Origin of the sequence: Streptomyces sp. NBC_00091, assembly GCF_026343185.1 — a bacterium.
Lineage (GTDB): Bacteria > Actinomycetota > Actinomycetes > Streptomycetales > Streptomycetaceae > Streptomyces.
In genome coordinates this window covers 493,726-508,373 of the sequence record NZ_JAPEMA010000001.1, presented here as the reverse complement: position 1 = coordinate 508,373, position 14,648 = coordinate 493,726, and the positions used below count along the sequence as shown (strand labels likewise).

The following is a 14,648-nucleotide window of genomic DNA, read 5'->3' as shown; positions in this document are numbered from 1 at the left end:
CAGCCGGTCCATCCACCCAGGGAACAGACATGCCCGCACCCCGCCCCCGTACCCTCCACCTCAACGCCTTCCTGATGAACGCCGGCCACCACGACGCCGCCTGGAGGCACCCCGCGAGCACCCCGGAGCGCGTCACCGACCTGGGCTACTTCCAGGAACTGGCCCGCACCGCCGAGCGCGGCAGGCTCGACTCCATCTTCTTCGCCGACGGGGTCGCCCTCTGGGGCAAGGCCCGCTACAACGCGCTGGGCGGTTTCGAACCGCTCACCCTGCTCTCCGCGATCGCCGCCGTCACCGAGCACATCGGGCTCATCGCCACCGTCTCCACCACCTTCAACGAGCCCTACAACCTGGCCCGGAAGTTCGCCTCGCTCGACCACATCAGCGGCGGCCGCGCCGGCTGGAACATCGTCACCTCCGGCAGCGTCGACGAGGCCCGCAACTTCAACCGCGACGAGCACCTGGAGCACGGCCTGCGCTACGAGCGCGCCCGCGAGTTCCTCGACGTCGCCACCAAGCTCTGGGACAGCTGGGAGGACGACGCGATCGTCCTCGACAAGGAGCGCGGCATCTACGCCGACACCGACAAGCTCCACCCCGCCGCCCACCGCGGCGAGCACTTCGGGGTCGCCGGACCGCTCAACGTACCGCGCTCCCCGCAGGGGTACCCGCTGCTCGTGCAGGCCGGATCCTCGGAATCGGGGAAGGAGTTCGCCGCCCAGTACGCCGAGGCGGTCTTCACCGCCCAGCAGACCCTGGCCGACGGCCAGACCTTCTACAAGGACCTCAAGTCCCGCCTCGCCCGCCACGGCCGCACCGAGGACGAGCTGCTCGTCCTGCCCGGGATCGCCCCGGTCATCGGCTCCACCGAGGCCGAGGCGAAGGCCCTGGAGCAGGAGCTCACCGACCTCCAGGTCCCCGAGTACGGGCTCGCCCAGCTGTCCGGGATGCTGGGCACCGACCTCACCGGCGCCGACCTCGACGGCCCGCTCCCCGAACTCCCCGAGGAGCGGGACATCAACGGCAACAAGAGCCGCTTCACGCTCGTCGCCGAGATCGCCCGCCGCGACGGGCTCACCGTGCGCGAGCTGATCGCCCGCCTCGGCGCGGGCCGCGGCCACCGCGTCTTCGCCGGCACCCCCGAGCAGATCGCGGACCAGCTGGAGGAGTGGTTCACGCGGGGAGCCGCCGACGGCTTCAACATCATGGCGCCGGTCCTGCCCACCGGCCTCACCGATTTCGTCGACCACGTCGTGCCGGTACTCCAGGCCCGCGGCCTGTTCCGCACCGAGTACACCGGACGCACCCTCCGGGACAACTACGGACTGCCGCGCCCCGCCAACCGCCATACCCGGGAGCACGCGTGAGCGGTCACCTCACCGATCACCGCTGAGGACGGCGTGCGGGGCGGCTGGAGGGGGGAACTCCGGGCGCCCCGCGCACGTTTCGCTCAGACCGTGAGGACGATCTTGCCCTTGGTGCGGCCCGCGGCGCTCAGTTCCCAGGCCGTGGCGGCGTCCGCCAGCGGCAGCACGTGCCCGACCTTGACGGTGAGCCGGCCCGAGTCGGCGAGCTCCGCGAGGGCGGTGAGGTCGGCGCTGGAGGCCCGCGCCCAGATGTGCCTGGCGCCCTTGGCGCCGGCGTCGTTGTCGGCGACGGAGATCACCGGGCCGCCCGCCCGGACGACCGACTGGAGCAGCTCGACGCCGCCCTCGCCGTAGAAGTCGAGCCCCACATCGACGCCCTCGGGGGCCAGCGCCCGGATCCGCTCGTCCACGCCGTCCCCGTACAGCACCGGTTCCGCGCCCAGCGTGCGCAGGTAGTCGTGGTGGTGCGCGCCCGCCGTGCCGATGACCCGGGCGCCGAGGGAGACCGCGACCTGCACGCCGAGCGAGCCGACGCCGCCGGCGGCCGAGTGGATGACGACGGTCTGGCCGGCGGTGACCCCGGCGCGGGTGACCGCCTGGTAGGAGGTGAGCCCGGCCAGCGGGAGGCCGGCGGCCTCTTCGAAGGTCAGTGTGCGGGGCTTGCGGGCGAGGGTGCGGACGGGCGCGGAGACCAGCTCGGCGTAAGTGCCCAGCTGCACCCACTCCTTGCGGACGTATCCGTAGACCTCGTCGCCGACGGCGTAGTCGTCGGTGTCCGGGCCGACGGCCTCGACGACACCGGCGACGTCCCAGCCGGGGATCACGGGGTGGCGGACCTCGAGGACGTGTCCGAGGAACCCGGCGGCGAGCTTCCAGTCCACGGGGTTGACCCCGGCCGCCTTGACGCGGATGAGGACCTCGCCGGGCCCGACCTTGGGTTCGGGGACCTCGACGAGCGCTAAGGAGGTGGGGGTTCCGTAGCTGGTGTAGGTGATTGCCTTCATGTACGGGCCAACGAAACCGGTGGTGGAAGGTATTCCGCTTGATGTGCGGGCTCCAGCGGTCCTCAGGCGGGAAGCGAGTTGCGGTGCGAGCGCCGGCGGGCCGCGCTGAGCAGGGCCTGGATCTGGGTGCCCGCCTGGTCCACGTCGTCGAGCCGGGAGGGGAAGGGCAGCCGTACGTCTCGGTGCCCGGCGCGCTCCTCCAGGCGCAGGGTGATCCCGTACCGGTCCAGGGCGAGCGGCAGCGCGCGCACGACGGCGGCCGAGGGCAGGGGCCGCACCAGCCGCAGCAGCAGGGTCACCAGCTCCGGGTGGTCGTCGAGGAGGTGGGTGAGCATGCCCGCCTCGTACGGGGCCAGCGGATCGGGCCAGGCCCCGTCCAGTTCCTCCAGCCCGATGTACGAGGTCCCGTCCGCGGTTTCCAGGACCGCCCGGCCGTACTCCACGCAGGTGGTGTGCCCGGGGGCGCCGCTCTCGTCGGCCCAGGGGGTCAGGAGGTGGCCCAGTACGGTGACGCGGGCGCGCACCCGGTCGCGTACGGGTGTCGGGGCGACGTCGGTGAACTCCAGCCGGATCGCGGGGAGCCCGTCGTCCGCCGGCGGGGCGGGGTGTCCGGCGGCAGGCGCGGCGGGGTGCAGGTGCAGCCGGCCGAGCACGTCCCCGCCGTCGAGCCGGCGGACCTCGTGGCGCACCCCGTCGATGACCACCGTCATCGAGTGGGCGGCGGCCAGGACGGAGCGGACCAGCTCGGCCTCCGTGGGCCGGGCGGCGGGCGTGGCGGCGGGGGCACCGGGCAGGCGCATGCGGATCTCTCCCTCATCAGGGGCTCACTTAGGTATGCCTAACCTAACCCATCTGTGGGTCGGGGAGTACCCCGCGAACCAGCCGCCCGAGGGTTTCGGCTATCCGTGCGGGCGGAAAGCCGAGGGTGTGCCGCTGGAACTGGTAGACCTCCGGGGCGAGCGGGCTGAGCAGGGCGTCCACGCTGACGTCGGGATCCGCGGCCCCGGCCTCCACGAGCAGGGCCCGGACGTGCTCGCGCCAGTGCCGGTACGTACCGCCCGCGAACCGGGCCGGCCCCGGACCGCTGCCGAGGGCCAGCGGAAGGTGGCGCTCCAGGTACTCCAGGGCCGCCGTGTAGAAGGCCGCCAGCCGCTGCGCCGGGGGAGCGCCCGGCCCCAGCGGAGGCGGGCCGAAGGCGAGGCGCCCCCGCAGGATCCGCTCGTGCTCCTCGAGGAGGGCGCCGGCGACGGAGGCGGGATCGGGGAAGCGGCGGTAGAGGGTGGCCCGGCCGACCCCGGCGGCCTTGGCTATCAGGTCCATCGTCACGCTGCGGGGATCCCGCTCCGTGAACAACTGCTCGGCGGCGGCCAGGATCTGGGCGTGGTTGCGGATCGCGTCCTCGCGCTGCCGGGGCCTCGGGGGCCGCCCGCCGTCCCCCGGCGCGGCACGCCGGGCGGGACCGGCGCCCGTGATGTCGCGTAGCGTGCGGACCTCGTCGCCATTGGTCATGGCGGCGACCCTACGTGCTTCGTGTCGGTGTTGGGCTGAACGGGTGAAACACGAGAGGATGGGGGGATGCACATGAAGCGCACGGCCGAGGCGGCCCGGTGAGCAGGTACGACGTCACCGACGAACAGTGGGAGGGACTCGCGCAGGTGGTACCCCTGCGCAGTCGCAACGAATGGCCCTCCCGGGTGGACCACCGCACCATCCCCAAGGCCCCCGGGGCGGTCGCGGCGGAACAGCGGCGCTTCGTGGTGATCCGGGTTCAGATCTTCGCCGACGCGCGGGAGGTGGCGGAGTATCTGATCGCACAGATCCCCGTGCTGCTGGACCTCACCGGCGCCGACAGCGAAGTGGCCAAGCGGATCCTCGACTTCAGCAGCGGCGTGGTCTTCGGCCTGGGCAGCGGGATGCACCGGGTCGACCGCAACGTCTTCCTGCTGGCGCCGGTCGGGACCGAGGTCGAGGGGATCGCGGCGGCTGCCGTCCCCCGATCGTAGGAAGGTCGGGGCGAGTGAACGGTTCGGCGGGCCCCCGGGCGGCCCGGCGGACCGTACCGTCCGGCCATGGACGCCACCCTGGACACGGCGGGGCCCGGCGCACCCGCCGCCCCGACCGGTACACCGCCGTGCGCCGATACTTCCGTCGGCACCCCGTTACGCGGGGCCGCCGACCCCGCCGCTGGTACGCAGCCCCGTGCCGCCGCAGATCCCGCTCCGCGGGCCGACCCCGCCGGGGCCAACCCTGCCGGGGCCGACCCCGCCGGGGCCGGTCCGCCCCGGCCCGCCGTCACCGAACTGCGGCTGTCCGCCTTCGGGGCGCACCGGGCGGCGTCCTTCGCGCTCGGCCCCGTCACCCTCTTCGCCGGCCCCAGCGGCAGCGGCAAGTCCCAGGCCCTGGACGCCTACGGGGCCCTGGCCCGGCTCGCCTCCGGAGCCACCCTGCACGAGGTCTTTCCCGACCCCCTGGCCCGGGTGCCCGACCGGGCCGCCCCCGACCGCGACGGGCGGCGCGGCTTCCGCATCGGCTGCACCGTCGACGGCCCGGCCGGCCCCGTCCGCCTCGACCTCGCCGTGCAGGCCGAGCCCGGGCTGCGCATCGCCGGCGAACGGCTCTCCCAGGACGGCCAGATCCTGCTGAGCACCGCCCTGCGCGACCCGCGCCGGCGCTCCGTCGAAGCCGCCTGGTTCACCGGCGGCACCATCGGCGTCACCCGCGCCGCGCTGCCCGACGACCGGCTCGGCACCGCCCTGCTGCCGCTGCGCGTCGCCGGGGCCACGGCCGGACAGCGCCGGGTGCTGGCCGCCGCCGAGCAGGTGGTGGTCGCGCTGCGCTCGGTGTTCCCCTGCGACCCCCGCCCCGACCGGATGCGGGCGCCCGTCCCGCCCGGGGAGGGCCGGCTGCGGGTCGACTGCGCCAACCTGGCCGACGTACTGCGCCGGACCCGGCACGAGTGCGGCACCCGCCACGCGCTGCTGGCCGAGGCGGCGCGGACCGGGTGCGCCGGCCCGGTGGCGGGGCTGGGGCTGCGGGCCCCCGCCGACGGTGCCGGGCCCGTGACCGCCGTGCTCGACCGCGGCCCCGGCCGCCCCGCCACCGACCTGGCCCGGCTCGGCGCGGGCGAGCTGCGCTTCCTGGCGCTGGCCCTCGCCCTGCTCACCGGACCCGGGGTGCTCGCCGTGGACCCGGCCGCCGAACTGCTCTCCGCCCGGCAGGCGCTGACCGTCCTCGCCGACGGCCTCGACCGCAGCCTGGACCGGCGCCAGGGCGCCGAACTGCTGCGCCTGGCGCTGCTCTCCGGCGCACGCGGCCACATCCGGCTGGTGGCGGCGGTCGGCGAGGACACCGCGGGAACCGGACGGGGGCTCCCCGGCGTCTCAGTGGTAGACCTGTCCCCATGAGCGTTCCCACGGACGACGGGCCCGAACACCCGCACGCAGAACGGCTGTACCAACTCCAGCGCCGGCTGGCCGATTTCGCGGCCGCCCGGGACTGGGCCCCGTACCACACGCCCAAGAACCTGGCCGTGGCCCTGAGCGTGGAGGCCTCCGAACTGGTCGAGATCTTCCAGTGGCTGACGCCGGAACAGTCGGCGGCGGTCATGGAGAAGCCGGAAAGCGCACACCGGGTGACCGACGAGGTCGCCGACGTCATGGCGTATCTGCTGCAGTTCTGTGAGGTTCTCGGGGTGGATGTGCTGGATGCGCTGGCCGCGAAGATCGAGAGGAACGAGCGCCGCTTCCCGGTAACCGGTACTTCGACACCAGATCGTCACTCTTCGGAGTGATGGCGTCGTCCACAACCATGTTTGTGTCCACAGATTTCCGAATACCCCTGGCTTTACTGGCTCGTTGCCTTCACTCTGGGTAGTGGAAAACGGCGGGATGTCGTGCGGACGGGGGACGGCATATGGATGCGGTACGGCTCATCGCGGCCGGCCGGCACGCGCTGGCACAGAGCGGGGCTGCGTGGGACATCGTGGGCGAGGCCTGGCAGGCCCAGGCGCTCGCGCAGGGCGTGGGGAGCTGGCTGGCGGTCACCGGGCCGCCGGAGCTGAGAGCGGAGGCACGGGGACTGGGGGAAGCGGGAGGCAGAGGCTGCGGGGCCATCGACCGGGCGGCCCTGCGCGGTGAGGGCAGACCGCCCGAACAGCCGCCGAGGGCGGCGCAGCTGACCGAGGTGGCCGATGCGCGGCAGGCGCTGCTCGGGCTCCAGGCGCTGCTCGGCGAGGTCGGCATAGCGCTCGTCGGAGTGGCCTGCGCCACGGACGACGAGAGCCTGTACTGGCAGTGCATAGAGTCGATCGACGCGGCGGACGAGTCCAGCGACCGGGTGCGGGCCCTGCTGCGCCGCATGGCGGTACGGGAGCGGGGGTCGGCCTCGGGGGTGGTCTGAGGGGTCCCGCCGCGCACGACGGGACCCGCGCACGGTCAGAAGGACCGGTCGGAGTGGCGCTCACCCTCGTACGTACGGCCGCCCGGCGCGCCCGGCGTGGCCGGGGGAGTGCGGTCCGCGGAGTGCTGGAGGTCTGCGTCGAGCTGCGACAGGTCGGCGTTCAGCGCCGCCATCAGCTCTTCCATCTGCTGCAGCAGGCCCTTCGGCGCGCCGCCCTGGGCGGGTACCGCGGACTCCTGGCGTGCATGGTCGTGTGCTGCCTGTCCGGTCTGTCCGGGATGCTCTGGCACGGACTCGTGGGACATGGCGGCCTCCTCGGCCCTGGCCCTTCCGGTGCGGAAGGGGGCGGTGGACGCACCGGCGACGGTCCGCCGGCGCGCGGGCCGGGCGGTCCGGCTCCGTCGGAGGAAACGATCCCCATCCTCCCTGGTCACTGGCGGGGCGTCGGGTGGACCTTCCGGTTGACGGAGATTCACCGTTCCCAGCGATACCGACCACCGTTGGCCGAACGCCGCGAACCGGCGGGAACGGCAGGATGGGGTGCGTGGATCTCCGCCGGATCTAGTTGCCGGTCTGGCCGTCGAGCATCTCGCGCAGGATGTCCAGGTGGCCGTTGTGGCGGGCCGTCTCCTCGGTGAGGTGAAGGAGGATCCAGCGCAGGTCGACATGGAGACCGTCGCGGTGGGCTCCCTTGGCCTGGGTGTCCAGGCTGTTCCCGGCGACCAGTTCGCGGTAGCGGGCGCTCTGTTCCGCGTATTCGTCGAGCAACCGCGTGAGCGGGAAGTCGACGGCGATGCGCATCTCGCGGTCGGGGTCCTCCTCGGTCCAGGGGCCCTGGTCTTCCTCGCCGAGGAAGACCACCTGGAACCAGTAGTACTCGACCCAGCGGAGGTGGTTGATCAATCCGCTCATGGTCATCAGCGGTGAGCCCGGCAGGAGCGCCTTGCGGGCGTTCTCCGCGGAGACGCCGTCGCACTTGGTGCGGGCGGTGTCACGTGTGTAGTCGAGAAACGTGGTGAGCTGGGTGCGCTCGTCCCACGCGGGCGGCGTGTCGTCGATTCTGGTCATCGCACGAAGCGTCCCCGATCACCGCGACCGATGTCGAGGCATTTAACGACGGGCCCGCCCCCTGCCGGGCGGCCGGTCCCGCGTCCGTTGTCGCTCTTCCGTACCAGCAAGATCACGGCGGCTGCGCGCCGGACCGGCAGTATGGAGGTATGGAACTTCGGATCTTCACTGAACCCCAGCAGGGCGCGACATACGACACTCTGCTCCGCGTCGCCAAAGCCGCCGAAGAACTCCGCTTCGGAGCGTTCTTCCGCTCCGACCACTACCTGCGGATGGGCTCCGGCGACGGGCTGCCGGGTCCCACCGACGCGTGGATCACCCTCGCGGGCCTGGCCCGGGAGACGAAGCGGATCCGGCTGGGCACGCTGATGACGGCCGGTACTTTCCGGCTGCCCGGCGTCCTCGCGATCCAGGTGGCGCAGGTCGACCAGATGTCCGGCGGCCGGGTGGAACTCGGCCTGGGCGCGGGCTGGTTCGAGGAGGAGCACAAGGCGTACGGGATCCCCTTCCCGGCGGAGCGGATGGCCCGGCTGGAGGAGCAGCTGGCCATCGTCACCGGCCTGTGGGCCACCGAGCCCGGCGCCACCTTCGACTACCGGGGCACCCACTACCAGGTGGAGAACTCCCCGGCCCTGCCCAAGCCGGCCCAGGCCAAGGTGCCCGTGCTCATCGGCGGCCACGGCGCGCGGCGCACCCCGCGCCTCGCCGCCCGGTACGCGGACGAGTTCAACATGCCGTTCGCCTCGGTCGAGGACAGCCGGCGGCAGTTCGCCCGGGTCAAGGCGGCCGCCGCCGACGCGGGCCGCAAGGCGGAGGAACTGGTCTACTCCAACGCCTTGGTGGTGTGCGTGGGCAAGGACGACGCCGAGGTCGCCCGCCGCGCCGCCGCCATCGGCCGCGAGGTGGACGAGCTGAAGGCCAACGGCCTGGCCGGCTCCCCGGACGAGGTGGTCGAGAAGCTCGGCACCTACGCGGCCATCGGTTCCTCGCGCGTCTACCTCCAGCTCCTGGACCTCGACGACCTGGACCACATGGAGCTGATCTCCGCCCGGGTGCTGTCCCAGCTCGGTTAGGGGGCGGGAGGACATGCCCCGTGCGACCGGCCCGCTCGGTGAAGCCCTGGCCCGCAGGGCCGTACTCCTGGACGGCGGGCTCAGCAACCAGCTCGCCGACCAGGGCTGCGACCTGTCCGGTGGGCTGTGGACGGGCCGGGTGCTCGCCGAGCGCCCCGACCAGGTGGAAGCCGCCCACGGGGCGTACGTCCGGGCCGGCGCCGAGGTGCTGATCACCGCGAGCTACCAGATCGGCGACGACCCCGTCCTGCTGGAGCGCGGCGTGCGGGTGGCCGCCCGGGCGGCGCGGGCCGCCGCGCACCCCGTCTGGGTGGCCGCCTCGGTGGGCCCGTACGGGGCGGTCCTGGCGGACGGCTCCGAGTACCGCGGCCGGTACGGGCTCACCGTGGCGGAGCTGGCCGGCTTCCACCGGCCCCGGATCGGGGCGCTGCTGGCGTCGGGCCCGGACGTCCTGGCCCTGGAGACCGTCCCGGACACCGACGAGGCCGAGGCCCTGCTGCGGGTCCTGGCCGGGACGGGGGCGCGCGCCTGGCTCAGCTACACGGTCGCGGGCGGCCGTACCCGGGCCGGCCAGCCCCTCGCCGAGGCCTTCGCCCTGGCGGCCGCCGCCCCCGAGGTGATCGCGGTCGGCGTCAACTGCTGCGACCCCGCCGACGTGCTGCCCGCCCTGGAGGCCGCCGCCCGCGTCACCGCCAAGCCGCTGGTGGCCTACCCCAACGACGGCTCCGTCTGGGACGCGGCCACCGGGACCTGGAACGCCCCCGCCACCCCCGCCCCCTGGCCCGTTCCCGCCTGGCGCTCGGCCGGCGCCCGCCTCATCGGCGGCTGCTGCCGCATCGGCCCGGACCAGATCACGGCCCTGCGCTCACGCCTGGCCTGACCACGGGGACCGGGGGGCGGGGGCCGGGGCCTGGGCCCCGGGGCGAAAATCCAGGGGCGCCGGGGGCCACCCCTGGTCGAGAATCGGCCGTGTGTTCCTGACGATCTCCACCACCGGCATCCCCGAACGACCCGCCACCGACCTGGGCTTCCTGCTGCACAAGCATCCCGGGAAGGCGCAGGCGTTCTCCACCTCCCACGGCACCGCCCACGTCTTCTACCCCGAGGCCACGGCCGAGCGGTGCACGGCGGCCCTGCTGCTGGAGGTGGATCCCGTCGCGCTCGTGCGGCGCGGACAGGGCAAGGGCCGGGGCGCGGCGCCCGACGCCACGCTCGCGCAGTACGTCAACGACCGCCCGTACGCGGCCTCCTCGCTGCTCGCCGTCGCGCTCAGCGGGGTGTTCCGTACCGCCCTCAAGGGCCAGTGCGCCGCCCGGCCCGAACTGCCCGGGCAGTCGCGCCCGCTGCGGATCGAGATCCCGGCGCTGCCCGCCCGGGGCGGCGCGGACCTGGTGCGCCGCCTCTTCGGCCCGCTGGGCTGGGACTCCGTGGAGACCGAGCCCGTCGTACTGGACGAGCGGTTCCCGGAGTGGGGCGACAGCCGGTACGTACGGCTGGTCCTGGAGGGCGAGCTGAAGCTGGACGACGCCCTGCGACAGTTGTACGTACTACTGCCCGTGCTCGACGACGCCAAGCACTACTGGATCGCCCCCGACGAGGTCGACAAGCTGCTGCGCGCCGGAGACGGGTGGCTGGCGGCGCACCCCGAGCACGGGCTGATCACCGCCCGCTACCTGGCCCGGCGCAAGCGGCTCACCCAGGACGCCATGGAGCGCCTGGAGCTGGCCCGACTGGCCCAGGTGGACGGAAGCGAGGCCGAGGAGCTCGACAACGCCGTCGGCGAGACCCCCGGCGAGAGCCCCGGTGAGATCTCCGACGCCCCCGAGCGGTCCGTGCCGCTCGTGGTGCGCCGGCGGGAGGCGATCCTCGCCGCGCTGCGCGAGGCCGGTGCCCAGCGGGTGCTCGACCTCGGCTGCGGCGAGGGGCAGCTGGTGCAGGCCCTGCTGAAGGACCCGGCGTACACCGAGATCGTCGGCGTCGACGTGTCGGTGCGGGCTCTGACCACGGCCGCCAGGCGGCTGCGGCTGGAGCGGATGGGGGAGCGCCAGAGTTCCCGCGTCCGGCTGTTCCAGGGCTCGCTGGCCTACACCGACAAGCGGCTGGCCGGCTACGACGCGGCCGTGCTCAGCGAGGTGATCGAGCACCTGGACCTGCCCAGGCTGCCCGCGCTGGAGTACGCCGTCTTCGCCGCGGCCCGCCCCCGCACGGTCCTCGTGACCACCCCGAACGTCGAGTACAACGTCCGCTGGGAGTCCCTGCCCGCCGGACACGTCCGCCACCGCGACCACCGCTTCGAGTGGACCCGCGAGGAGTTCCGCGCCTGGGCCGACAAGGTCGCCGGCCGGCACGGGTACACCGTCGCGTACGAGCCCGTCGGCGACGACGACCCCGAGGTCGGACCGCCGACCCAGATGGCCGTCTTCACCGTCCGCACCGAGAGCCCGAAGGAGGGCGAGGCAGCATGACCACCCCCACCACCCACCGCGTACTTCCCGTCACCGACCTGTCCCTCGTCGTCCTCGTCGGGGCGACCGGATCGGGCAAGTCCACCTTCGCCCGCAAGCACTTCAAGCCCACCGAGATCCTCTCCTCCGACTACTGCCGGGGCCTGGTCGCCGACGACGAGAACGACCAGGGCGCCAGCAAGGACGCCTTCGAGGTGCTCCACTACATCGCCGGCAAGCGGCTCGCCGCCGGACGCCTCACCGTCGTGGACGCCACCAGCGTCCAGCCGCAGTCCCGCCGCGAGCTCGTCGCACTGGCCCGCGAACACGACGTGCTGCCCATCGCGATCGTCCTCGACATGCCCGAGGCGGTCTGCGCCGAGCGCAACGCCGCCCGCCCCGACCGGGCCGGCCTGCCGCGCCGGGTCATCCAGCGCCACCGCTCCGAACTGCGCCGCTCGCTGCGCGGCCTGGAGCGCGAGGGCTTCCGCAAGGTGCACGTCCTGCGCACGGTGGAGGAGGCGGAATCCGCCGAGGTGGTGCTGGAGAAGCGCTTCAACGACCTCACCCACCTCACCGGCCCCTTCGACATCATCGGCGACATCCACGGCTGTTCCTCCGAGCTGGAGACCCTGCTCGCCAAGCTCGGCTACGAGGACGGCGTCCACCCCGCCGGCCGCACCGCGGTCTTCGTCGGCGACCTCGTCGACCGCGGCCCCGACAGCCCCGGCGTCCTGCGCCGGGTGATGGGCATGGTCAGGTCCGGCAACGCCCTGTGCGTGCCCGGGAACCACGAGAACAAGCTCGGCCGTTACCTCAAGGGCTCCAAGGTCCAGCAGACCCACGGCCTCGCCGAGACGGTCGAGCAGCTCGCCCGCGAGCCCGAGGAGTTCGTGAAGGAGGTACGGGAGTTCATCGCCGGCCTGGTCAGCCACTACGTCCTCGACGGCGGAAAGCTGGTCGTCTGCCACGCCGGGCTGCCCGAGAAGTACCACGGCCGCACCTCCGGCCGGGTCCGCTCGCACGCCCTCTACGGTGAGACCACCGGCGAGACCGACGAGTTCGGCCTGCCCGTGCGCTACCCGTGGGCCGAGGACTACCGCGGCAAGGCGGTCGTGGTCTACGGGCACACCCCCGTCCCGGACACCACCTGGATCAACAACACCATCTGCCTCGACACCGGCGCCGTCTTCGGCGGCCGGATGACCGCCCTGCGCTGGCCCGAGCGCGAACTGGTCGACGTACCGGCCGAGAAGGTCTGGTACGAGCCGGTCAAGCCGCTCGCCGCCGAGGTGCCGGGAGGCCACGAAGGCCGTCCGCTGGACCTGGCCGACGTGCACGGGCGCCGGATCGTGGAGACCCGCCACCTGGGCAACGTGGGCGTCCGGGAGGAGAACGCGGCGGCCGCCCTGGAGGTCATGAGCCGCTTCGCGGTGGACCCCCGGCTGGTGCCGTACCTGCCGCCGACCATGGCGCCGACCGCCGCCTCCCAGGAGCCGGACTGGCTGGAGCACCCCGTCGAGGCCTTCGCCCAGTACCGCGCCGACGGCATCGGCCGGGTCGTGTGCGAGGAGAAGCACATGGGCTCCCGCGCCACCGTCCTGCTGTGCCGGGACGCCGCCGCGGCCCGCGAGCGGTTCGGGGCCGAGGGCGCTGCCACCGGCTCCCTCTACACCCGCACCGGCCGGCCCTTCTTCCAGGACCCCGGGGTCACCGAGGAGTTCCTCGCCCGGCTGCGCACGGCGGTCGACGGGGCGGGCCTGTGGGAGGAACTCGCCACCGACTGGCTGCTGTTCGACGGGGAGCTGCTGCCCTGGTCCCTGAAGTCCACCGGGCTGCTGCGCGGCCAGTACGCGGCCGTGGGCGCCGCCGCCCGCGCCGTCCTCCCGGACGCCGTCGCCGCCCTGGAGGCGGCCGCGGCCCGGGGCGTGGACACCGGAGCCCTGCTGGAGCGCCAGCGCGGCCGGGCCGTCGACGCGGCCGCCTTCACCGAGGCGTACCGGCGCTACTGCTGGACCACCGACGGGCTGGACGGCGTACGGTTCGCGCCGTTCCAGCTGCTCGCGGCGGCCGGCCGGTCGCTCGCGGCCGTACCGCACGACGAGCAGCTGGCCTGGCTGGACCGGCTCGCGGACGCGGACGAGAGCACCGGCGGCCCCCTGCTGCGCCGGACCCGCCGCGTGTACGTGGACACCGGCGACGAGGAGTCCGTCCGCGCGGGCACCGACTGGTGGCTGGAGCTGACCGCCGCCGGCGGTGAGGGCATGGTGGTCAAGCCGCTCCAGGCGTACGCCCGGGACGGCAAGGGCCGGCTGGTCCAGCCGGGGGTGAAGGTCCGCGGCCGCGAGTACCTGCGGATCGTCTACGGTCCGGAGTACACGCGTCCGCACCAGCTGGAGCGGCTGCGCCAGCGGTACCTCGGGCACAAGCGCTCGCTCGCCCTGCGCGAGTACGCGCTGGGGCTGGAGGCACTGGACCGGCTGGCGGCCGGAGAGCCGCTGTGGCGGGTCCACGAGCCGGTCTTCGCCGTGCTCGCCCTGGAGTCGGAGCCGGTCGACCCCCGGCTCTGACGGAAAGCGGCGCCGTAAAGCGGCAGCGTAAAGCGGCGGCCCCCGTACGGCCTGGAATTAGGTCGTATGGGGGAACTTTCCCGCAGAAGCCCCGGGAAAGCGCCGGCGGGATCGTTCATCCAGGGCAGCGGAGTGTCCGCGACCCAGGAAGGACGGAACGTCACTTATGAAGATGACCGCGCGCGGAAGCATTGCGGCGCTCATGACCTGTATGGCCGCGGCCGCCGCGGCCTCTCCGGCCGTGGCCAACTCGGTTCCGGTGGGTGTCCCGCTGGACGCCGTGGAGACCACGATGGGTGTGCCCGTCCCGCATCTGGCCACCGCGGTCCCGGTGCCGGTCGTCGGCGCCCCGGAGGCGCCCCGGCACCACACGGGAGACCTGCTGCCGACCCCACTGCTCCCGGTGGTGCCCATCGCCGCCGACCTCGGGGCCACCAAGCTCACCTCCCCGGTCCCCAACCTGGCGGGGGAGCCCGAGACGGACGGCGAGGGCTCCCTGGAGTCCCCGGCGACCACCCTGCTGACCCGCACCCCCGGTGCGATCGTCGGCGCCCCGCTGACGATGCCGGACGCGAGCAACTCCGGTGTCCCGAACCTGACCGTCCCGAAGCTGGGCCTCATCGCCCCGGACGTGATCGGCACTCCGACGGCACTTCTCGGCCTGCGCTGACCCGGGAAAGCCGACGCGAGGTCAAAAAGCCCCCCGGTCTGGGAACGTGTACGG

15 protein-coding genes are annotated in these 14,648 nt (G+C 73.6%); 10 read left to right on the top strand and 5 right to left on the bottom strand.

Features of this window, described 5'->3' with window-relative positions; genetic code table 11:
• Positions 1–29 precede the first annotated feature (29 nt).
• On the top strand, positions 30–1,367 hold the full coding sequence (locus OOK34_RS02180) for an LLM class flavin-dependent oxidoreductase (protein ID WP_267032164.1): 1,338 nt from the start codon (positions 30–32) through the stop codon (positions 1,365–1,367).
• A gap of 83 nt (positions 1,368–1,450) precedes the next feature.
• Here OOK34_RS02180 and OOK34_RS02175 read toward each other — a convergent pair whose 3' ends face one another.
• From OOK34_RS02175 to OOK34_RS02165, 3 genes are all read right to left on the bottom strand, one after another.
• A complete protein-coding gene (locus OOK34_RS02175; RefSeq protein WP_267032163.1) occupies positions 1,451–2,371 on the bottom strand; it encodes an NADP-dependent oxidoreductase in 921 nt (306 codons plus the stop codon).
• A gap of 62 nt (positions 2,372–2,433) precedes the next feature.
• Positions 2,434–3,171, bottom strand: a complete 738-nt coding sequence (locus tag OOK34_RS02170) for a DUF2470 domain-containing protein (RefSeq protein ID WP_267032162.1) — start codon at positions 3,169–3,171, stop codon at positions 2,434–2,436.
• Positions 3,172–3,214: 43 nt separating this feature from the next.
• On the bottom strand, positions 3,215–3,880 hold the full coding sequence (locus tag OOK34_RS02165) for a TetR/AcrR family transcriptional regulator (protein WP_267032161.1): 666 nt from the start codon (positions 3,878–3,880) through the stop codon (positions 3,215–3,217).
• A gap of 98 nt (positions 3,881–3,978) precedes the next feature.
• Between OOK34_RS02165 and OOK34_RS02160 the strand changes: the two genes are divergently transcribed.
• The 4 genes from OOK34_RS02160 (at position 3,979) to OOK34_RS02145 (ending at position 6,769) form a co-directional block, all read left to right on the top strand.
• The gene (locus OOK34_RS02160) at positions 3,979–4,374 is read left to right on the top strand and encodes a cell division protein SepF (RefSeq protein WP_267032160.1); all 396 of its coding nucleotides are present in this window, start codon (positions 3,979–3,981) and stop codon (positions 4,372–4,374) included.
• Between the two features lie 66 nt (positions 4,375–4,440).
• Positions 4,441–5,775: an ATP-binding protein gene (locus OOK34_RS02155; RefSeq protein ID WP_267032159.1), complete on the top strand. Its 1,335-nt coding sequence runs from the start codon at positions 4,441–4,443 to the stop codon at positions 5,773–5,775.
• Positions 5,772–6,161 carry a nucleotide pyrophosphohydrolase gene (locus OOK34_RS02150; protein WP_267032158.1) on the top strand — a complete coding sequence of 130 codons (390 nt, stop codon included), beginning with the start codon at positions 5,772–5,774 and terminating at the stop codon, positions 6,159–6,161. Before OOK34_RS02155 ends, OOK34_RS02150 begins: the two co-directional genes overlap by 4 nt.
• A gap of 122 nt (positions 6,162–6,283) precedes the next feature.
• Positions 6,284–6,769: a DUF6099 family protein gene (locus OOK34_RS02145; RefSeq protein WP_267032157.1), complete on the top strand. Its 486-nt coding sequence runs from the start codon at positions 6,284–6,286 to the stop codon at positions 6,767–6,769.
• Between the two features lie 35 nt (positions 6,770–6,804).
• Here OOK34_RS02145 and OOK34_RS02140 read toward each other — a convergent pair whose 3' ends face one another.
• Entirely contained in the window at positions 6,805–7,074 is a 270-nt protein-coding gene (locus OOK34_RS02140; protein ID WP_267036938.1) for a hypothetical protein, read from the bottom strand.
• A 256-nt stretch (positions 7,075–7,330) separates the two neighbouring features.
• Positions 7,331–7,837 carry a DinB family protein gene (locus OOK34_RS02135; RefSeq protein WP_267032156.1) on the bottom strand — a complete coding sequence of 169 codons (507 nt, stop codon included), beginning with the start codon at positions 7,835–7,837 and terminating at the stop codon, positions 7,331–7,333.
• 149 nt (positions 7,838–7,986) lie between these two features.
• On the opposite strand from OOK34_RS02135, the gene OOK34_RS02130 reads away from it, so the two are divergent.
• The 5 genes from OOK34_RS02130 to OOK34_RS02110 all read left to right on the top strand — a co-directional run bounded on the left by OOK34_RS02130 (position 7,987) and on the right by OOK34_RS02110 (position 14,594).
• Complete coding sequence (locus OOK34_RS02130) at positions 7,987–8,910, top strand: LLM class F420-dependent oxidoreductase (protein WP_267032155.1); 924 nt, start codon at positions 7,987–7,989, stop codon at positions 8,908–8,910.
• Between the two features lie 13 nt (positions 8,911–8,923).
• Positions 8,924–9,790, top strand: coding sequence for a homocysteine S-methyltransferase (mmuM, locus tag OOK34_RS02125; protein ID WP_267032154.1), 867 nt, complete (start codon positions 8,924–8,926; stop codon positions 9,788–9,790).
• A gap of 91 nt (positions 9,791–9,881) precedes the next feature.
• Positions 9,882–11,375, top strand: coding sequence for a 3' terminal RNA ribose 2'-O-methyltransferase Hen1 (locus OOK34_RS02120; RefSeq protein ID WP_267032153.1), 1,494 nt, complete (start codon positions 9,882–9,884; stop codon positions 11,373–11,375).
• Positions 11,372–13,924 carry a polynucleotide kinase-phosphatase gene (locus OOK34_RS02115; RefSeq protein WP_267032152.1) on the top strand — a complete coding sequence of 851 codons (2,553 nt, stop codon included), beginning with the start codon at positions 11,372–11,374 and terminating at the stop codon, positions 13,922–13,924. Before OOK34_RS02120 ends, OOK34_RS02115 begins: the two co-directional genes overlap by 4 nt.
• 202 nt (positions 13,925–14,126) lie before the next feature.
• Positions 14,127–14,594: a hypothetical protein gene (locus OOK34_RS02110; RefSeq protein ID WP_267032151.1), complete on the top strand. Its 468-nt coding sequence runs from the start codon at positions 14,127–14,129 to the stop codon at positions 14,592–14,594.
• Positions 14,595–14,648: the final 54 nt, after the last annotated feature.